Origin of the sequence: Neobacillus sp. NPDC093127 (genome assembly GCF_044754175.1) — a bacterium.
In the GTDB taxonomy this organism is placed as follows: domain Bacteria; phylum Bacillota; class Bacilli; order Bacillales; family Cytobacillaceae; genus Neobacillus.
Genome location: NZ_JBIVOP010000001.1, coordinates 216,244 through 235,225, shown reverse-complemented (window position 1 = coordinate 235,225; position 18,982 = coordinate 216,244). Strand labels below are relative to the sequence as shown.

The 18,982-nt window shown below is 40.0% G+C and carries 29 protein-coding genes; 28 read left to right on the top strand and 1 reads right to left on the bottom strand.

From position 1 onward, the window contains the following. The first annotated feature begins 1 nt into the window (after position 1). The 27 genes from ACIQCO_RS01125 (at position 2) to ACIQCO_RS00995 (ending at position 17,604) form a co-directional block, all read left to right on the top strand. Entirely contained in the window at positions 2 to 331 is a 330-nt protein-coding gene (locus ACIQCO_RS01125) for a hypothetical protein (protein ID WP_400424817.1), read from the top strand. A gap of 105 nt (positions 332 to 436) precedes the next feature. Continuing rightward, positions 437 to 898: an ArpU family phage packaging/lysis transcriptional regulator gene (locus ACIQCO_RS01120; RefSeq protein ID WP_400425894.1), complete on the top strand. Its 462-nt coding sequence runs from the start codon at positions 437 to 439 to the stop codon at positions 896 to 898. A 173-nt stretch (positions 899 to 1,071) separates the two neighbouring features. Further along, positions 1,072 to 1,272 (top strand): hypothetical protein, encoded by a 201-nt coding sequence (locus ACIQCO_RS01115; RefSeq protein ID WP_400424814.1) that lies wholly within the window; start codon positions 1,072 to 1,074, stop codon positions 1,270 to 1,272. Positions 1,273 to 1,330: 58 nt separating this feature from the next. Continuing rightward, a complete protein-coding gene (locus ACIQCO_RS01110; protein WP_400424811.1) occupies positions 1,331 to 1,573 on the top strand; it encodes a hypothetical protein in 243 nt (80 codons plus the stop codon). Positions 1,574 to 1,698: 125 nt separating this feature from the next. Next, positions 1,699 to 1,962 (top strand): hypothetical protein, encoded by a 264-nt coding sequence (locus ACIQCO_RS01105; protein WP_400424808.1) that lies wholly within the window; start codon positions 1,699 to 1,701, stop codon positions 1,960 to 1,962. A gap of 2 nt (positions 1,963 to 1,964) precedes the next feature. After that, positions 1,965 to 2,369, top strand: a complete 405-nt coding sequence (locus ACIQCO_RS01100; protein WP_400424805.1) for an HNH endonuclease — start codon at positions 1,965 to 1,967, stop codon at positions 2,367 to 2,369. 94 nt (positions 2,370 to 2,463) lie between these two features. Further along, positions 2,464 to 2,955 (top strand): hypothetical protein, encoded by a 492-nt coding sequence (locus tag ACIQCO_RS01095; protein ID WP_400424802.1) that lies wholly within the window; start codon positions 2,464 to 2,466, stop codon positions 2,953 to 2,955. A 19-nt stretch (positions 2,956 to 2,974) separates the two neighbouring features. Next, on the top strand, positions 2,975 to 4,516 hold the full coding sequence (locus tag ACIQCO_RS01090) for a terminase large subunit (protein WP_400424799.1): 1,542 nt from the start codon (positions 2,975 to 2,977) through the stop codon (positions 4,514 to 4,516). 42 nt (positions 4,517 to 4,558) lie between these two features. Beyond that, positions 4,559 to 5,758 (top strand): phage portal protein, encoded by a 1,200-nt coding sequence (locus ACIQCO_RS01085; protein ID WP_400425892.1) that lies wholly within the window; start codon positions 4,559 to 4,561, stop codon positions 5,756 to 5,758. A gap of 2 nt (positions 5,759 to 5,760) precedes the next feature. Next, the gene (locus ACIQCO_RS01080; RefSeq protein ID WP_400424796.1) at positions 5,761 to 6,489 is read left to right on the top strand and encodes a head maturation protease, ClpP-related; all 729 of its coding nucleotides are present in this window, start codon (positions 5,761 to 5,763) and stop codon (positions 6,487 to 6,489) included. Next, positions 6,473 to 7,588 carry a phage major capsid protein gene (locus ACIQCO_RS01075; RefSeq protein WP_400424793.1) on the top strand — a complete coding sequence of 372 codons (1,116 nt, stop codon included), beginning with the start codon at positions 6,473 to 6,475 and terminating at the stop codon, positions 7,586 to 7,588. The genes ACIQCO_RS01080 and ACIQCO_RS01075 overlap by 17 nt, the downstream gene beginning before the upstream one ends. 53 nt (positions 7,589 to 7,641) lie before the next feature. Next, a complete protein-coding gene (locus ACIQCO_RS01070) occupies positions 7,642 to 7,884 on the top strand; it encodes a hypothetical protein (RefSeq protein ID WP_400424790.1) in 243 nt (80 codons plus the stop codon). Beyond that, positions 7,881 to 8,171 (top strand): head-tail connector protein, encoded by a 291-nt coding sequence (locus ACIQCO_RS01065; RefSeq protein WP_400424787.1) that lies wholly within the window; start codon positions 7,881 to 7,883, stop codon positions 8,169 to 8,171. The genes ACIQCO_RS01070 and ACIQCO_RS01065 overlap by 4 nt, the downstream gene beginning before the upstream one ends. Further along, positions 8,168 to 8,491: a phage head closure protein gene (locus tag ACIQCO_RS01060; protein ID WP_400424784.1), complete on the top strand. Its 324-nt coding sequence runs from the start codon at positions 8,168 to 8,170 to the stop codon at positions 8,489 to 8,491. The genes ACIQCO_RS01065 and ACIQCO_RS01060 overlap by 4 nt, the downstream gene beginning before the upstream one ends. Position 8,492: 1 nt before the next feature. After that, a complete protein-coding gene (locus ACIQCO_RS01055; RefSeq protein WP_400424781.1) occupies positions 8,493 to 8,930 on the top strand; it encodes an HK97 gp10 family phage protein in 438 nt (145 codons plus the stop codon). Positions 8,931 to 8,940: 10 nt separating this feature from the next. After that, positions 8,941 to 9,318, top strand: coding sequence for a DUF3168 domain-containing protein (locus ACIQCO_RS01050; protein ID WP_400424779.1), 378 nt, complete (start codon positions 8,941 to 8,943; stop codon positions 9,316 to 9,318). A gap of 11 nt (positions 9,319 to 9,329) precedes the next feature. Further along, a complete protein-coding gene (locus ACIQCO_RS01045) occupies positions 9,330 to 10,037 on the top strand; it encodes a phage tail tube protein (protein WP_400424777.1) in 708 nt (235 codons plus the stop codon). A gap of 46 nt (positions 10,038 to 10,083) precedes the next feature. Continuing rightward, positions 10,084 to 10,341, top strand: coding sequence for a hypothetical protein (locus ACIQCO_RS01040; RefSeq protein ID WP_400424774.1), 258 nt, complete (start codon positions 10,084 to 10,086; stop codon positions 10,339 to 10,341). After that, entirely contained in the window at positions 10,342 to 10,725 is a 384-nt protein-coding gene (locus tag ACIQCO_RS01035) for a hypothetical protein (RefSeq protein WP_400424771.1), read from the top strand. It abuts the gene before it with no gap. A gap of 59 nt (positions 10,726 to 10,784) precedes the next feature. After that, positions 10,785 to 11,006, top strand: a complete 222-nt coding sequence (locus ACIQCO_RS01030) for a hypothetical protein (protein WP_400424768.1) — start codon at positions 10,785 to 10,787, stop codon at positions 11,004 to 11,006. A gap of 39 nt (positions 11,007 to 11,045) precedes the next feature. Then, positions 11,046 to 13,580 carry a phage tail protein gene (locus ACIQCO_RS01025; protein WP_400424765.1) on the top strand — a complete coding sequence of 845 codons (2,535 nt, stop codon included), beginning with the start codon at positions 11,046 to 11,048 and terminating at the stop codon, positions 13,578 to 13,580. Positions 13,581 to 13,592: 12 nt separating this feature from the next. Further along, positions 13,593 to 13,943 (top strand): DUF6711 family protein, encoded by a 351-nt coding sequence (locus ACIQCO_RS01020; protein WP_400424762.1) that lies wholly within the window; start codon positions 13,593 to 13,595, stop codon positions 13,941 to 13,943. A gap of 80 nt (positions 13,944 to 14,023) precedes the next feature. Then, positions 14,024 to 15,529 carry a hypothetical protein gene (locus ACIQCO_RS01015; protein ID WP_400424760.1) on the top strand — a complete coding sequence of 502 codons (1,506 nt, stop codon included), beginning with the start codon at positions 14,024 to 14,026 and terminating at the stop codon, positions 15,527 to 15,529. After that, positions 15,529 to 16,455 (top strand): hypothetical protein, encoded by a 927-nt coding sequence (locus ACIQCO_RS01010; RefSeq protein WP_400424757.1) that lies wholly within the window; start codon positions 15,529 to 15,531, stop codon positions 16,453 to 16,455. Before ACIQCO_RS01015 ends, ACIQCO_RS01010 begins: the two co-directional genes overlap by 1 nt. Before the next feature lie 19 nt (positions 16,456 to 16,474). Beyond that, a complete protein-coding gene (locus ACIQCO_RS01005; protein ID WP_400424754.1) occupies positions 16,475 to 16,933 on the top strand; it encodes a hypothetical protein in 459 nt (152 codons plus the stop codon). Positions 16,934 to 17,186: 253 nt separating this feature from the next. Continuing rightward, entirely contained in the window at positions 17,187 to 17,360 is a 174-nt protein-coding gene (locus tag ACIQCO_RS01000) for a hypothetical protein (protein ID WP_400424751.1), read from the top strand. Between the two features lie 37 nt (positions 17,361 to 17,397). Continuing rightward, a complete protein-coding gene (locus ACIQCO_RS00995) occupies positions 17,398 to 17,604 on the top strand; it encodes an Acb2/Tad1 domain-containing protein (RefSeq protein ID WP_400424749.1) in 207 nt (68 codons plus the stop codon). 150 nt (positions 17,605 to 17,754) lie between these two features. On the opposite strand, the gene ACIQCO_RS00990 is transcribed toward ACIQCO_RS00995, so the two are convergent. After that, positions 17,755 to 17,973 carry a helix-turn-helix domain-containing protein gene (locus tag ACIQCO_RS00990; RefSeq protein ID WP_400424746.1) on the bottom strand — a complete coding sequence of 73 codons (219 nt, stop codon included), beginning with the start codon at positions 17,971 to 17,973 and terminating at the stop codon, positions 17,755 to 17,757. Positions 17,974 to 18,105: 132 nt separating this feature from the next. On the opposite strand from ACIQCO_RS00990, the gene ACIQCO_RS00985 reads away from it, so the two are divergent. Further along, a complete protein-coding gene (locus ACIQCO_RS00985; RefSeq protein WP_400424743.1) occupies positions 18,106 to 18,948 on the top strand; it encodes a tyrosine-type recombinase/integrase in 843 nt (280 codons plus the stop codon). The last annotated feature ends 34 nt before the right edge of the window (positions 18,949 to 18,982 follow it).

The following is an 18,982-nucleotide window of genomic DNA, read 5'->3' as shown; positions in this document are numbered from 1 at the left end:
AATGTTTGGTCAAAGTGAAGTTAAAAATTCAGAACCATTTTATGCAATCGTTTCTGCGCATATGTTTCGAGATGATAATAAGAATGCAGAAATAGAAATTCTTGATATTGTTCATACAGATTATGACCATTCGGAAATATTCTGTGACATTGAATACATGGTAAGGGACGCGCTTGACTTCGGCGATAAAGAAGAACATTTTTTCATGGCTTCTGTGAAAGCTTGGTTTCATTCTTACCATGATTATTTTGACGGATATCAATGTGAGGTAGAATCGGTAATTACAGAAATAAAAAGTATTGATGAATTAAAGAAAATCTTTCTAACTTAAATAACAGTTGAAATAAATAAAAAAAGACCAGGATTTCTCCTAGCCGTTAAAAAAGTATTTGGTAATTCTATTTTAACATTAGGAGGAGTCCATGTGGGAGAACAAATGTCATTTAAACTTCCTGATATCGATACGAAGGAAACTCAAAAGAAAGTCGAAGAAGCATTTGAAACATATCGCATGTATTTACTTACCGTTCCAGAAGACAAACTACCAAAAATCACAGCATCTTATTCACTTGTTCCTCCTTCTAACACGAATGCTTTTCATTCATCGACTGAAGATGCCGCGATTGATAGAGTTGATTTCGAGAGGGAACGGGATGAATACATTGAACGAATTCGTAAGGCCGTGAATAGGCTGACTTTCAGAGAACGTGAAGCTGTTATTAAAAAATACTTTGGCGAAGAAGAATTATACGATTACGAGGTTTATAACGAAATAGGCATGGGTGAAACATATTACCATCAAAAATTTAAACCGAGAATATTTTATAAATTAGCATTCATTCTCCGCATAGAAGTTTACAAGTCGCAACGAAACGATAAAGAATTTGCAAAGAATTAAAGATGAGCATTACCGTTTTACCGTGTTATATTTGTACTATAGAAATTTATCAAAGAGCGGTTTCATGAGGGTTATCCTGGTGGCCGCTCTTTTTTTGTCACAATTTGACGAACGATAGTGTTTGTCCGTTTAGTTCCTTTTGCCCATAATTAGGGCGAAGGGAGGTGATAGTGATGAGTTTAAAAGAGTTTCCTGGCTTTTATGCTACCCAAAGAAGGTACATGAAATATAATGGTGACGAATATTTATTAGATGTGATAAGCCAAGATGGTTTCAAAGTTATTGCAACTCAATTATCAACAGGTAGAATTGAACAGGGTTATCACAGATTAAGTGAAGCCGATGCTGTAATGGACGCAGTATGGAAATTTTAATAAATTATTTAAGCATCCTTTTCGAGGGTGCTTTTTATATTGTCAGGAGTGAACGGACATGGATTGCAATAAGTGTATATGGGCTGACAAAGGAAGTGGCACTAAAGTTTTCTGTCCGTTCTCTTCTTGTGTGGTGAAGCCTAGCTTCAAAGAGAATCTATTAAAGGCAATGGAAAATAGAATGGCAGCCTTACAGGATCATATTGTTCAGGATTTCGGTGGAGGGTTAGTCGGCCGCAACGCAGAATGGCGAGAAGTAAAGTACTGGAAGGAAGCAATAGAGAGAGGTGAGTTTGATTGATTAGAGTCATACTACTTGGGCTGGTGCTTTGTGCCGGTGCATCTGTTACCTATGCTATACTCGAGCCACCTATCAGGACTAAGGATTGGAGATTAATAATTTAATATAAAAGGAGTTGTTGTGACATGGATGAAAAGCGCGAGTCAAACGCTGGTGAATTAAAAGTAAAGATTGATGTGGATTGTTCTGAAGCATTGAAAGGATTAAAGGCAGTGACCAGGGCAGCAAAGAAAGCGACTGCGGCATTGAAAGAGTTGGATGATGCACAAAGGAAAGTATCAAGTATTTCTATTACTGTTGATGGAAAAGCTATTGGCGGGATATTAACGGAGCACTCAGAGTTTGCTAGAAGAGTAAATGCCCAGATGAAGAACACACCTGGTTTTTAAAGATGCCTAACAAACCATTGCGGCCATGCAACAAGGCCGGCTGCCGTAAGCTAACGCGTGACCGGTACTGTAGTGATCACATACATGTAGCTGCTGATAAGAACAAAGAACGTTACAAGTACTACGACAAGTACAAGCGAGACAAGGACGCAGCTACCTTCTACCACTCAAAGTCTTGGGGGTTAGTAAGAGAGCAAGCTTTGTTGCGTGACCTTGGACTATGTCTGCATTGCTTAGAGTCAAAAGAGATTACACTAGCCGACATGGTGGATCATATCATACCAATCAAGATTGAATGGGACTTAAGGCTATCCATAGACAATTTACAATCGCTGTGTAATGCTTGTCACGCTGTCAAGACGGCTGAGGACAAGATTAAATACCAAAAAGGGGTAGGGGGGGTCTGAAAAGAATTTTTTGAAGTCCGTTTTACCCCCTTTGCCCCTTAACGCGGAGTTTTTTCCCAAAATGAAAATTTTTTAGGTAGGAGGTGACGAAATCATGGCAGGTCGAGGGAGTAAACCGGTCCAGCTGATCAAGTTGGAAGGAAAAAGCCACCGGACGAAAAAGGAATTAGAGCATCGGGAAAAAGCTGAGAAGACGCTTTACACCGGAACAAGTTTCAAAGAATCGCCTGCCGTGAAATCTGATCCTGTTGCTCATAAGGAATTTTTACGTTTGAAAAAACTCTACAAAAATATTGAGTATGTGGATGGCCTGGATGAACAAGTCATAAACCGGTACTGCCTGCTGGTAAGTCAGGAAGCAAGTTTGCAAGAAATCATAAATGCTAAAAAAGATGACATGCTCGTTGATGATTTGATTGAGCTCTATAAAGCTGTAAACAAAACTAGGGACGCGCTTCTCAAATTAGAGGACCGACTCTTTCTCAACCCCACCGCTCGTGTAAAAGCCATCCCAAAAAAACCACCTGAGAAGGAAAAGAAATCAGCGATGGCGAAATTTTTACAAAGACGTGGTGCCAATGGCTAGGATCGATAAAGGTAGGGCAATGGAGCCAATTGAATTTATCCAAATGCTTAAGCTGACGGATGATTTTTATGGGCAACCTTTTACTCTATTAGACTGGCAGCATGAAGTATTGTGGGATGTTTACGGCACGGTCAACGAAAAGGGGTACCGGCAACACAGATATGCCTATCTTGAAATTCCGAAGAAAAATGCCAAGACAACCACAATTGCGGGGTTGTCTGTTTACCATTTGGTTTGCGATGGTCCACAAGGACAGATTTACTGTTGTGCTGCTGACAGGTCTCAAGCGAGTTTAGTTTACAAAGCAGCCGTGGCGATGATTGACCAAGACGAAGAACTGGGCAAGATTCTCAAAGTTACAGACAGCCGGAAAGAAATATTAAACATCAAAACCGGCACAATATTAAAGGTTTTGTCTGCCGAGGCTTATTCAAAGCACGGTATTAACCCGACAGTTGTAATTTTTGACGAATTGCACGCTCAGCCAAACAGGGATTTATGGGATGTTATGACTTTCGGTGCGGGTGCTGCCCGTAAAGAACCTTTGTGGTGGGTAATTACCACAGCTGGTGACGACCCTGACCGAAACTCAATCGGGTGGGAAATCCACGAGCAAGCCACAAAGATTAAGGACGGCGAACTAGAGGATCCAACCTGGTACGTTAAGATTTACGGAGCTCCGGAAGATGCGGATATCTTTGACGAAAAAACTTGGTTTCTGGCTAACCCATCACTCGGGCACACTATTAGCATCGAATCAGTTAGACAAGAGGCGCTTGCAGCTCGCAATAGTGAAGCAGCAGAGCGCCTTTTCCGTTGGCTCCGACTAAATCAGTGGATATCGCTTAAGCGTATTGGATGGCAGCCTCTCACTCTGTGGGATAAGACCGATGGAAATTGGGATTTATCAGAGCTTGTAGGGAAGAAGTGTTATCCAGGTCTCGACTTATCCAGCACTACCGATATCACAGGAGCCGTTTATCTGTTTCCACCGCAGGAAGGAATCCCGGACTGGCGCTTTATCCAAGATGCCTGGATCCCAGAGGACAATATGAAAGAAAGAGTGGCCCGCGATAGAGTGCCATATCAAAAATGGGTTAATGATAAGTTTCTCCACGCGACACCGGGGAATGTTGTGGATTACGATTTTGTTGAAGCTAGATTGCTAGGAGCCAACGAACAATACGACATCCAAACACTCGGCACGGATCCATGGAATAGTCGGATGCTTACTCAACGGCTTATGAAAAAAGGCGTCGATGTAGTGGAAATCCCCCAAAACATGAAGCATATGAGTCCGGCCATGAAGATGATCGAGCAGCTCATGAAGAGGGGCATGATGTCTCATGAGAAGAATCCTCTTGCTCGTTGGTGCTGGGGTAACGTTGTCGTCGCTGTGGATGGCAATGAAAATATTAAGCCCATGAAAAACAAGTCGAAAGATAGAATTGACGTTACAGTGGCGCTAATCAATGCTATGGCTACAGCAATGCTGTTTGAGGAAATTGAAATCGATTTAACCCAGGCAACAGAAGATTATCTCAAAATGATGGGATGGTAAGGAGGTGAGAACTTGGCGTGGAAAATATTTAGTAGAAAAAAGATGAAAAACGTGATCATCGAAATGTCTAACAAAAAATTGTTAGAATGGCTTGGTATTGACCCCAATACACCGAAAGATAAACTTTCAGAGGTTACGTACTTTGCATGTATGAAAATATTGGCTGAAAGTTTGGGGAAGCTCCCCTTGAAAATGTACCAAAGCACGGAAAACGGAATAGTTAAAAGTGACAAATCTGATGCTTATAACATATTGAAATTAAGGCCGAATCCGTACATGACAAGTGCTATCTTTTGGTCAACTGTAGAAATGAATCGAAACCACTACGGTAATGCTTATGTCTGGTGTCGTTTTTCCGGACCGCAATTGAAAGATTTGTGGATTATGCCTAGCAAAGATGTGCGGTTAGTCTTTGATGATGATGGGATTTTTGGCGAAGAGGATAAAATTTATTATAGGTATACTGACAGTCGTACGAGAAAAGAGTATGTATTTGGCAGCCGCGAAGTCATGCATTTTAAAACATCAATGACGTTTGACGGTATAAGCGGAATTCCTGTTCGTGAAATTCTAGAAAGCACTGTGGACGGCGCTTTAGAGAGTCAAAAATTTATGAACAATCTTTATAAAACAGGACTCACAGGCAAGGCAGTCTTGGAGTACACCGGGGATTTAGATAAATCAGCAAAAGAAAGATTGGTCAAAGGTTTTGAGGATTTTGCTAATGGGTCAAAAAATGCGGGTAAAATCATTCCGGTACCGTTAGGAATGAAGTTGGTACCTCTCGATATCAAGTTAACGGATAGCCAATTTTTTGAGCTAAAAAAATACACAGCTTTGCAGATCGCGGCCGCATTTGGCATCAAACCAAACCAAATAAACGATTATGAAAAGTCAAGTTACGCCTCAGCTGAAGCGCAAAACTTGGCTTTTTATGTTGATACGCTTCTTTTTCCATTAAAGCACTACGAGGAAGAGATTACGTATAAAACCCTAAGCGAGAAACTTATCCAAAAAGGTTATTTTTGGAAGTTTAATGTTAATGTTATCCTCAGAGCGGACATTAAATCGCAAATGGAGGCTTTATCAAAAGGCGTAAATAACATGATATACACCCCTAATGAAGCAAGGGGTTATTTAGATTTGCCGGCTACAGAGGGAGGAGGTCAACTGTATGCCAACGGTAACTATATTCCTATTACCGACGTAGGCAAGCAATACCAGAAAGGAGGTGGTGATTAACAATGGCCAAACGCATAAAAGTAAAAGGTCCCATTATTTCAAGAGATGAAAAATGGATTTATGACTGGTTTGAATACGATAGTACAACAGTTGATGATATCGAAGGGGAATTACCTACTGACGGATCTCCTATCGAAGTCGCAATTAACAGTCCTGGCGGTTATGTTGACGAAGGCAGTGAAATTTATTATTTGTTAAAAAATTATAAAGGACATGTTACAACCGATATTGTGGGTACCGCTGCATCAGCTGCGTCTATTATAGCAATGGCGGGTGATACAGTCCGTATTTCACCGACAGGTCAAATCATGATCCATAACGTTTCAGGGGGAGCAAGAGGCGATTACCGAGATTTATATCACGAAGCAGGAGTCCTAGAGAATTTCAATAAATCAATTGCCAACGCATACAGGTTAAAAACTGGAATCTCCGAAAACGAATTACTAGATTTCATGAACAAGGAAACGTGGTTGAATGCCCAGCAAGCAAGGGAAATGGGATTTGTCGATGAAATCCTTTTTGACAACGGAAAATTAGTTGCAAGTGCTCAATCTGGAATGATTCCTATAGATGTTTTAAATAAAATGAAAAACATGAAAGACCAGTTGTCTATAGGAAATCAACCAGAAACTATCAACGAAAATAACCTGAATGATAACCAATTGGAATTTGCAAAAGCAAAATTAAAAAACACTATTTTAGGAGGCTATAAATATGCCAAAAAGCATTGAAATGAAACAAGAATTAGAGGCTTTGATTAATAAATCCAAGGTAATTCTTAATAACGCGGGCGCGACTCTTGAAGAAATTCAAGCAGTTAATAATGAAATCGAGGTTCTTCAAGCGAAAATTGCGGTACAAGAGAAAATTGAAGCCGATGAAAAGGCCGCTGCTGTAAATTTACCACCTGAGCCTGTTAAACAACCTCAAGCACAGGACAATGCCGTGAAAAAATTCATGAATGAAGTCCGTACCAAATTTAAGAATGCCATGAGTGAAGGCAGCAATGCCGATGGCGGTTATACAGTTCCGCAGGATATCCAAACGGAAATTAACGAGCTGCGAGAAAGCAAAGACGCTGCTCAAAATTTAATTACTGTTGAACCGGTAACAACATTAAGCGGTAGTCGAGTATTTAAAGCCCGCGCCCAGCAGACTGGTTTCGTTGAAGTTCCTGAAAACGGAAAAATCCCAGAAAAGAATACTCCACAATTCACGCAATTGGCTTATAAGGTTAAAAAATATGCGGGGTTCTTCAAGATGACAAACGAGGTTTTAAAAGACTCTGACCAGGCTTTACGATCCACTTTAGTTCGATGGATTGGCGATGAGTCCCGTGTAACTCGTAACAAATTAATTTTTGCTGAACTTGCAAAAAAGGCGAAAACTGCTATTACTGGCATTGACGGCATCAAAGATGTTTACAACGTTCAGTTAGACCCTGCTTTCCAGAGCACATCCGTAGTAGTAACCAACCAAGACGGATTTAATTGGCTGGATAAATTAAAGGATAGCGATGGTAGGTATTTATTACAACCAGATCCGACATCATCAACTAGCAAATTATTATTTGGAGTATTACCTGTTAAAGTGTATTCCAACAAAGATTTGGCAACCGATACTACTAGTGGGAAAAAGGCGCCGATAATCATTGGAGATTTGAAAGAGGCTGTTGTACTGTTTGACCGTCAAATTACAGAAATCATGGCATCTGACGTTGCCATGGATGCTTTTGAAACGGACAACACTCTTTTCCGTGCGATTGAACGTGAAGAAGTAAAAACTCGTGATGCAGAAGCGTTTGTATACGGACAAGTAGTAATTTCCTAATTTAAGAGGGTTTAATCGCCCTCTTTTATTTTTTATTGGAAGGAGGTAAACCTATGAATGTGCGAGCTCTGATTGATTGTGTCGGTTTAGATTATGATCTAAAGGCAGGCGATACTGCCAATCTAAAAAAGGACACGGCTGAAAAATTGATTACTTTTGGTTATGTGGAAAAAGAAAAAGTAGAAAAAGAAGTAGAAAAAGAAGTAGAAAAAGTAGAAAAAGAAGTAGAAAAAGAAGTAGAAAAAGTAGAAAAAGAAGAAGAAAAAAAGCCTAAGGAAACGAGGGCAAAAGAATGATCATAGAATTAGAGGAAACAAAATCATGGATGCGCATTGACGGCGCAGATGATGATCCAATTCTCGACATCATAATAGGAGCGGCGGAAGAGTATTTAGAAGGTGCTACGGGGCGGAAGTTTGACAGCACTGTTAACCGCGCAAAAATCTTCTGCTTTGTCCTGGCAACTGACTGGTTTGAGAATAGGGAGCTAATCGGTGTAGGACCGTCTGAAAAGATGCGCTTTTCCATTCAGTCCATGTTGGCCCAGCTGCAGTATGCGCCTGTGGAGGGTGAAAGCCAGTGAACCCAGGGAAACTAGATAAGCGCATAATCTTTTTGGAGAAGTCAAAAGAGAAACAAGCAGTCGGCGGCCATAAGAAAGATGAATGGAATGATGTGTGCAAGGTATGGGCTAATATCAAGCCTCTACAAGGCCGTGAATACTTTTGGGCTAAGCAAGTCCATGCTGAATTAACTATAAAGGTGACAATCCGTTATCGAACTGAAATCCTTCCTAGTATGAGAATCAAATATGGTGAACGAACTCTCGAAATTATCGCCCCTCCTATCAACATTGACGAGAAAAACTGCTTCCTTGAACTCTTATGTAAGGAAGTGATCTGATTTGGGTCGTTATGAAATTGAAGGTATGAAGCAGCTCGAAAAAACGATTAAGCAACTTGGAGAGTTGCCACAAAAGGTTGTTACCAAAGCCGCCAGACAAGGAGCAAGTGTAGCATTAAGAGCGGCTAGAGCAAATGCACCAATCGACAGTGGAGACCTTAAAAAGGGGCTAAAATTGGTCGGAGAGCGCTCGAAAATCAAAGGGAAAAAAGTCTATCAAGTATCATTTGATAAAAATAAAAATGATATTTTCGTTAAAGAATCTAAAGAAGGTAAAAGAGCCTATTATCCTGCCTCTCAAGAATACGGTTATCTCGACCGCGGAGGTGGATACGTACCGGGATTTAGATATTTAAGAAAATCGCTAGAGGATAATAAAAGGCAAGTTGAAGAAAAAACTGTTGAAGTGATGACAAAAGAAATCGATAAATTGAAGTGAGGTGCTTTACGTGTTCGAGCAAGCATTAGAAAGTGAATTAGGTCAAATCGATGACATAGAAGACAAAATTTACGCTTTAAATGCTGAAGAGGGCGTTAAAGCACCTTACATCATTTATGTGTCGTCTGATGGCTTACAGGATAAGAGTCTCTTAGGCTATTTGTCTAGTAGAGAGGTAGATTGTGAGATTAATGTTATCCACACTACTTATGCCGAAATGAAGGCTATAACCAAAGAGGTTCTAGCGAAAATCCTATCATTCCAGGGGCGTATAATCGGCGAAAATGGTCCGTTTATCCAGAATGTAACTTACCACAAACCAGTAGAACTATATGAACAAGAAGTAAATCTATACCGTTGTGTAATAGATTGCAATTTTAAATTTTAAGGAGTGATCACATGACTGCACAAGCAGCATTAGGAACAAAAATATTAGTCGGAGCGGCTAGTGTTGTTGATTTAACAAGTATCGGCGGTTTGGAGCTTAGCGCTGACACTAAAGAAACCACCACTCTTGACAGTGTGGATGGCTACAGAACATTTATGGGAGGGTTAAAGGACGGAGGAGATGTAAGTTTATCCGGATATTTTAATCCTGGTGATACAAACGGTCAGGTCGCTTTATATAATGCGTTCGGAACCAGTGCTCTTACGCCATTTACAATCCTATTTCCGTTCGGTGCATCTTGGACATTTAATGGTATTGTAACCGGGATTAAAACAGGAGCTGATTTAGAGGATCCAGCAAGTTTCGAAGCGACTGTAAAGGTTAGCGGAAAGCCAACACTAGGATTAACTCCTAGCGCTGGATTATCAGCTCTAACACTAACTGGCACAGGCGGAGCATTGACACCATCCTTTAATAAAGATGTGCCACTGTATGCTTTCAGCGGCGTAACAGCATCATCAGTGACCGTCACGGCGACCGGTGCTGGACAAACAATTGCCCTGTTTGTGGATGGAGTATTCCTCCAGAATCTAGTGAGCGGCACTGCATCCGGTGCAATTAATATCGCAACTGTCGGATCTAAAAAGGTTACTATTATCGCAAATGAACCAAGCAAAGCGCCAAAAATTTACGAGGTAACTTTGGTTAAAACAGCTTAAGGCTAGGGATTTATTTCTCTAGTCTTTTTATTTTGGAGGGATTAAATTGAAAGTCGAGATTAATATGGCATCCCCTGTTTCAGCAACTATAAAGGTTGATGATAAAGAACTTAAAGGGGTAACAGGTATTAAATTTGAAGCAGCCGTAGGATTAAATGTTCCATCTATAACACTTTCTTTAATTCCGAGTGAAATTAATATCGCAATTGAAAATGCAATGGTATTTGAAGAAAAAAATCTTGATCAGTATAGCCCAGAAGAATTACTAGAAATGGTTTCAAAAAAATTAACAGGAGTGAAATAAATGTCAGATAAAAACGATGTAATCATTATTAATCTTGACCGTCCACGTGTGCTTAGGTTTGGTCATAAAGCGTTAAAAAAAATGACTGCTACATTAGGTAAAGACCTTGACACAATAAATGTTAACGGCAACGACTTAGATGAACTTGAAAAAATCATGTACTTCGGATTACTCTCTGATGCAAAAGAGCACAATGAAAATCTTAAATTAGAAGACATGGAAGATTTGCTAGATAGAGTGGCAGTTTGGTCAGAAATCATGGAAAAAATGCAGCAGGCATTAAACGCTGCATTTGGACAGTTTGAAATAGACCCAAACTTGCAACGGGTTGCGGAGAAAAGCCAGAAAACCAAAAAGCAAAATGGAACTGGGAAGAAAGCTTAAAAACCGCAATCCATCTAGGAATCCGAATTTCAGAATATGAGGAAATGACTCCTCATGAATTGAGTCTGTTCATTGATCAACATAACGAAAAGATAAAGTTTGAAGTCGAAGAAAAAATCACACTTGTCTATCTGGGTGCATATTGGCACCGTGTTGAAAAAATGCCTAGCTTAGACAGTATTTTGAAGAAAACACAGCCTGCCAGAAAAAAAATGACTGACGAAGAAATGCTTAATAAAGTTAAACAGCTAAACGCAGCATTTGGAGGAACTACATACTAAAAACAGGGGGTGATTAATATCGCAGTAGTACGTAATCTCATGGTCCGCGCTGGCGCAGACTTTAGCGCCATGCGGACAGAAATGCAACGTGCGCAACAGAACATCGCGCAATTTAAAAATAAAGTTAATGGCATGATCAAAGGTATCGGAGCTATGATAGCGGCGATAGGAATCGGCAAAGCTATTAAAGATTCTCTCGATTTTTATGATTACCTTTCCACGCAAGAAAACAAGCTTGCCGTTATCATGCGACAACGGATGGGAGCTACAGCCGAGGCAACCGACAGTATTAAAAAGTTTATTTCCGCACAAGAAGCGCTTGGAGTTGTCGGCGTCGAAGTGCAAACTGCCGGGGCCCAGGAGTTAGCCACATATCTGGAAATGTCTGACTCTCTTAAAACGCTCATTCCAGTAATGAATGATATGGTTGTGCAGCAGTTTGGATTTAAAGCATCCGGTGAGCAAGCTGTAAGCATAGCAACAATGATGGGCAAGGTTATGGATGGTCAGGTAGGTGCGTTATCACGTTACGGATACACGTTTGATGAAGCACAAGAGAAAATCCTGAAATTCGGTAACGAGCAACAAAGAGCTGCTCTACTAGCTGAAATTGTCCGAGACAGTTTAGGTAACATGAACGAGGCGATGGCTAATACTCCACAGGGACGGGCGGCTCAGCTGGCCAACGAGTTTGCCGGTCTAAAATATGAAATCGGGGTTACCGCCTCGATATTTCGAGATATATTAATGCCAGTGCTCTCTAGAGTGATAAGCTTTGCAACAGCAGTAGCGGTGCGACTCCAACAGGTCGGACTGTTTTTTAATGCTTTGTTTGGCAAGTCATCTAAGTCGTCTACGGTTTCCCAAGCTAAGGCAACTAATGTACAGACGGCAGCCGTTGGTGGCCTAGGTAATGCGTATGATAAAACCGGCAAAAAGGCGAAAAAAGCAGGACAAGAAGCTAAAAAGGCAGCAGGATCAGTAGCGGGATTTGACCAAATTAACTCTCTTGCCGATAAATCAGCGTCATCCGGAAGCGGATCTGATACGGGTGCAGGCGGCGGGGCAGGCGGGGCAGACGGCGGAGATTTCAGCATGCCGGATACAGGGCCATTGGAAAGCAGTCTTCCAAAAATCAGCGAAAAAGTTCAAGCTTTGGCTGATAAGGTCAGAGGATTCTTTGGAGGAGTTAAAGACTTTTTTAAAGGGGTTGGCTCCTTTATCGCTGAACACAAAGATATCATCATTTCTGTTTTGGCAGGAATTGGTGCGGGGCTTGCAACGTTTGCAGTAGCGACGTATGGACCAACCGCAGCATTTGCGGTATTGAGTAATACATTAAAAGTAGGAGCTGCCATTATGAACGGTTTGAAAGTAGCTATGGCATTTTTACTTTCTCCGGTTGGCTTAATTGTAGTTGCTGTTGCAGCTTTAACAGCGGCATTTGTTTATTTTTACCGGACAAACGAGGGCTTTCGAGATTTTGTTAACAATATCTTAGATAAAATCAAAGATGCTGCAGTTTATTTGTGGCAGAACGTCTTGGTCCCGTTAGGCGAGTGGTTGGGGACAGTGTTTGTTGCAGCTTGGGATGCCATAACAGCATCAGCTACTTGGTATTGGAAAAATGTATTAGTACCCTTTGGTGCCTATTGTGTTAAATTTTACAATGAGGCATTGAAACCATTAGCGAAAATCCTCGCAGATGTTCTGGGTACAGCGTTTAAGACGGTTTCTGAGTTAGGTAAGTCCTTTTGGAAAAATGTAATGGTTCCATTAGGGGATTTCCTTAAGTCGAATTTTAAACCAGCAGTGGAGGCGATAAGTGCAGTACTTAATGTCTTATGGAAATATGCTATACAGCCTCTAGCTGAATACATTGGAAATGCGTTTATTATACAATTCAAAATTTTAACAGCTGTCGTTGAAAACCTATGGAAGAATGTTTTTAAACCATTAAGTTCATTTGTAACAGGTGCCTTAACAAGTGCCTTTCAATCTGCTGGTGAAACTATCGGTCATTTAAAGACCTATTTCAAAGGTTTAATGGACTTTATAACTGGAGTATTTACTGGTGACTGGTCACGAGCTTGGAATGGAGTAAAAGATACTTTCGCTTCTGCATTTGGGGCTTTATCAAGTATCGCTAAGACACCTCTTAATGCGATTATCGGTATGATTAATAAGGTAATTGATTCATTAAACGGGCTAAATATTAAGGTCCCAGATTGGATTCCGGGTATGGGCGGTAAGTCATTCGGGTTTAGCATTCCGCATATTCCACGCCTTGCTCGCGGTGGTATTGTCGATGGTGCAACTAATATGGGCAACTACATCGCCGGGGAGGCTGGAAAAGAAATGATTGTGCCTCTAGAGAATACAGGATTCGTTGATAAGTTAGCCTCTGCATTAGGCACTGCCGTTATGTCAGCAATGCAGTTTAATAAATCAGGTAATCAGCAGCAAGGTGATCTAGTAATTAAAATTGATGGCAGCACAATGGCAAGGGTGTTAAATCCCTATCTGGCCCAAGAAAAGAATAGAATCGGCAACACAATGATTAAAACAATATAAGGAGTTGGTAATGTGGCTCTTATAAGTATCGGCGGGGTTGATTTACCGACTCCTACCGATTTAGATGTGGGCATAATGGATTTGAGTAAAGCAGAGAGAAACGCAAACGGCACGATGATTATTGAGAGGATAGCTACTAAGCGAAAACTTGGTATCTCATATGCTTTTTTAACACGGTCAGAACTGAGTCAGGTACTTGGAGCGGTATCTCCAGTCTTTTTTTCGGTTACTTATCTGGACCCCCAAACAAATAATTACCGCACAGGCCAATTTTATTGTGGTGACAGAAATGTAGGGATGATGGACTTTATTAACAGTGTGCCACGCTATAAAGATATTAAATTTGATTTGATTGAAAAATAGGGAGGAGGTTGTAAATGTATCCAGTTAATCAGCAATATAAAGACGCCATTTACGCCACCTCTCGGCTTAATAAAGCTAAAGTGACCTTTGACATTACGGACAAAACGATGGACTCTGACACCGTCACAGCAACGGCTACAAGCCTATTTCCATTATGTAATTTGTCGCAAGTGACCAATAAGATGAAGGATGTCCAGTACAATTTCTCCACCTTAGAAAATGATAGATTTAAGCTTGATGGGACATTTTGCTTTGCCGATGGCGATTACAATTTTCGCGAGTACGGATGGTGGTCAGACACCTTGTGTGACGCAGCAGGCGTGTTTACCCCTAACCAGGTATTAACTCTTAGCTTTGGCAATATCCACTCTATTGCTGGCTTAACGTTTACTTTTGACATAGCAAACAATGAGTACGCAGTGGATTTTGACATTAAGATTTACAATTCGGCCGGTACATTAATATCTACTGAAAATGTGGTCGGGAATACTGAAACAGCCAAGACAGTTACAAAAGATTTTTCTAACTTTAAAAAGATAGAAATTATTATAAAAAAGTGGAGCAAGCCATATCGCCGTGTGCGGATCATCGAGGTAGAGTTTGGTGTTACTAAAGTCTATACAGATGATAATTTAGTTAGAGTCTCTCTTGTGGAGGAGCTTGATTTATCATCTGGTACACTCCCATCTGCAGAGTTTAAGTTTACGGTGGATAACTCAAATCGTGAGTTTAATATCTTGAATCCAACGGGCTTTTATAAATTCCTGCAAGAACGACAGACGGTTAGATTAGAGATTGGATTGGAGTATAACGGAGGCATTGAATATATCCCCGTTGGCCAGTATCTACTCAGTGAATGGGTAAGTAACGAGGACTCTCTCACTGCGTCATTTACGGCTAGGTCAAATTTAGATGCCCTGGCAGATTTTGAATATGAGAATCTAGTAGCAAAAACCGGATATAATCTTTCACGGCTTGCTCAAGATATTTTTAGCATTTGCAAAATAACAAATTACAGATTGGACTCATCATTGTCATCGATTAGCACAAAAGCACTTGTTAAAAAGACAAATTGCAAAAATGTTATTCAGATGATTGCGATTGCCGGCAGATGCGGAGTATTTATTGATAGACGTGGAAATTATGTTATCGCCAAGACTCCAAGTCTTATTAATCCTGTAGATACTATATCGCTTGATGCTATGTACACAGAGCCTAAGATTACACTTGAAAAACCTTTGAAATCCGTAACAGTAAAGTTTTACGAGGGTAGCGGCATGGAGATACCAACTGAGACAATGTCTGGCAATAACATCTTTCTTACTGGCGATAATGTGGTTGTTGATAACACTCTAATCAACGACTACATACAAGCCCAACTGATAGCGAATTGGCTGTTAAACCTGAAAAACAATCGAGCGGTTTACAGCGTAGATTGGCGAGGAAATCAAGCACACGAATTAAATGATGTGGTATCCATACAAAACTCTTACGGTGCCAATAAAAACGTTATAATCACAAAAAACGAGCTTAATTATGAAGGCTATCTGTCGGCGAAAATGGAAGCTAGAGGGGCGGTGACATAATGGCATGGATAACCCCGAAGACAAACTGGAAAGCCACTGACTATATTAATTTTACCGATTTTAATAGGATTGAAGACAATATTTTAGATGCAGCTAATTCATTAAGGGCGCTGGGATATAGCATCCCGGGATTTACGACAGTTTCAAATCGGACTAATAAAAGTTATGACGATTTAGCAAGTATTAACCGCATTGAAAACAATCTTCAGTTAATCCGCGCTAACTCCACTACACCGGCAGGGTGGCAGGATAAAAAAACATGGATTGTTGGGATGGCTTTTACTTTTAGTGATGCGAATAGAATCGAAAATAATACAAGACTGCTAAAATCAATAATTAAATCGCAAATTTACCAATCATACACTCGTCTATCAGATTTGACCACAAACGACGACTTTCAATACGCGCTGCCTTTTAACACTTATTATCATGACTCTAGGGCTCATTTTGTTATTGATAAAAGTGAACTAACAGGGATGGGGTTAGCTGCAGGCGATAAAATCACAGCACTGTCATTTTACATCACAGAGAGACCAGGGCGTGACATTAGTAAATTTACCATGGCATTAGCCCACACCAATAAAAATACAGCAGATGATTTTATTAATAAATCCCTCGATGAGTTTACGATTGTTTACGCTTCAGATCCTGTGATGTGGTATACATTTTTCGTAAATCAATGGCGAGAGTTTGTGTTTAGCACGCCGTTTATATGGGATGGGAATAGTAACATATTAGTCTGCTTAATAAAGGACGGTACAGACTACGCAATTGGCGGCAGAGTAAGGTATGTAAATGTTAGACCAAACATCATAACAGGATTTTTTAGTGACTCGTCTAAAATTTATCCTTTTGACAATGCGACCAATAGGCTGCCATCCACAAATTTTGTGCCAGACATGATGATTACAGCAAATAAAGCTTAAATTAAGGAGGTTTTTATATATGCCAAATCCAAATGATGCTTACCAGCCACGTACAGGTAAGGTATATAAAAGTGATGGGACGGTGGTAAATGAGGCTGATGGAATCCAGCCAGACGGCTCTCGGCTTATGCAACTAACTGGGAGAAAAGTTGGGTACCAGCGAGTTGGAGTAAACCAATCTTTACCAGCAAACGGAATTACCTCTATTGTTTTAAATGTAGGATTGGGCACTAAAGCAATACATTTATCATGGAAAGCTAGTGCTTCAATTAGTGTACAGCTTGTTGCATGTGATGCTAATGGTGCTGTCTATTTAAATGGTCCCGTTATTTCAGCTGCTGGTATAGCAGGATATACAAATGGTGGGTTTGTGGTTTCTGAGTATGGTGGTGCTCCATATGTCGCTATATTAATTCAAGATAAATCAGCATCGGCTAACACTATAAATTTAATTGATTTATGGACTACTAATGGCTAAAGGAGGCGATGACTTTGAAAATCGGTGATGTAGTTAATATTTTTGGAAATGATTATGTGATTATTGATATTCAAATCGATGAAAACGGAAACCAAATTGTTTCTTATGCTCCCGTAGAACATCCATAATTATATACAGCTTATGGCGTTCTTAAGTTGCATAAATGCGTATAAATAAGTATAAAATCATATACATGTGTATTGATATTTACTCGTCTTTGTAAGACAATTATTACCATGAGGGGGCGGTAATTGTGGCAGCAATGCAACGAGTAAATATCACAGTAGATCACGAAGTATTAGAGCAATTTTTTAAACTGGCAGAAAAGAAGGGAATCAAAATATCTCCCTTTGTAAATGCTAAGCTGAAGGAATTTATTGAAGACGAAAAATTGATAGAGGAATTAAAACGGAAGCACTCAAAATAATGGGTGCTTTTTAATTTGAATAAAAGGAGAAAATAAAATGTACTCACAAATCGAAAATAATTTTAAGTATCATCCACCAAAATCACAAGAAACGGTATTAGCACATGAAGCTGTTAGGAATGAGTGCAGGCATTTAGCAAACACTTTAGATACTTTATTACCAAACAGTCGTGAAAAATCTTTGGCTATGACTAAGTTAGAAGAAGTTATGATGTGGGCGAACGCTTCAATTGCAAGGAACTAATTAATGCAACTTATGGCGAATACGCACCTATAGGTAAAAACCCTCATAAACCCTTATGTATCAACGGTTTGAGCATTACTGCCCTGTACTTATAAAGACGTTCTTAAGCTGTATAAGAATTGATTCGAAAACATAAAAAATCCCGGCTGGTTAACAGTCGGGATCATCTTTATCCGAAACGATTATATCGCCAGGCTCAACTTGGAGATAGGTACAAAGCTTTCCGATAAGCTGCTTTGGGAAATGCTCCATGTCATCATTGTACATTTTTCTAACCGATTCAAAACGATATTCAATGTCTGTAGAGCACTTTCTTACCGATATTTCTCTTTCGTCTAAAAGAGCTTTTAAATTCGACTTTACTTTCATACACATTCCTCCTTTATTTCTTATTTTACTATACTCCAAAAAAGAGTCAATAGTCCTATTTACTCTTTTAAGGTGTCAGAATAAGATTAAGACAAGAAGTGACACCAAAAAGGAGTATAGGGGGAATAAAGGATGAAATTGTCAGAATCATGGGAGCATTACTTGCCAGATAAACAAATTGCTGGTTACTCGCCTAATACCTTAAAACAGTATAAGCTTCAGGTTAATTTAATGATCAGATACATGGGTGACATCAAAATTGAGTCAATTATTACACCGGATTTAAAACGTTATATCGCCCAAAGAAAAGACACCTTAAAGACCAATAATAGCCTGGCGCATACTATTAGATTTATCAGAGGTTTTTTCAGATGGGCTCATGAAGAAGGGTACATCGAAACAAATCCAGCGGGTAAAATTAAAGAACCTAAGGAAAGTAAGCGGGTACCAAAATTTATCCCAGAGGAAATTCTGTATCGACTGGATGCTGCATGTGAAGGGCCAAGAGAAAAAGCCTTAAACTCTTTGCTTTATGCGACAGGTTGCCGTGTTGGGGAAATACACCGTATGGACAAAAATCATATCAATTGGAGCGACAGGTCAATTATTGTACTTGGAAAAGGGGACAAAGAAAGAGAAGTATACTTTGATGTCAAAACGGCATACTGGCTTCAGGAGTATTTAGACACCAGGACAGATGATTGCGACTCTTTATTTGTTACTTTACGAGATCCACGGAGAGCAACTATCGATACGTTAAGACGGTGGATTAAAGACATTGCCAAACGCGCTAGAATCGATATTAACATATACCCTCATCGTTATCGTCATAGCTTTTGTACGCATCTAATCGACAGAGGAGCACCGATGGAGGTCATCAGCCAACTGGCAGGGCATAGCAGGATAGATACAACAAAAATTTACGCAGCCCTATCAGGGGAGCGCAGGAGAGAACTTTATAGAAAATATTTTTAGAGTCCTTCCCAGGGCTCTCTTTTTATTTTGAATC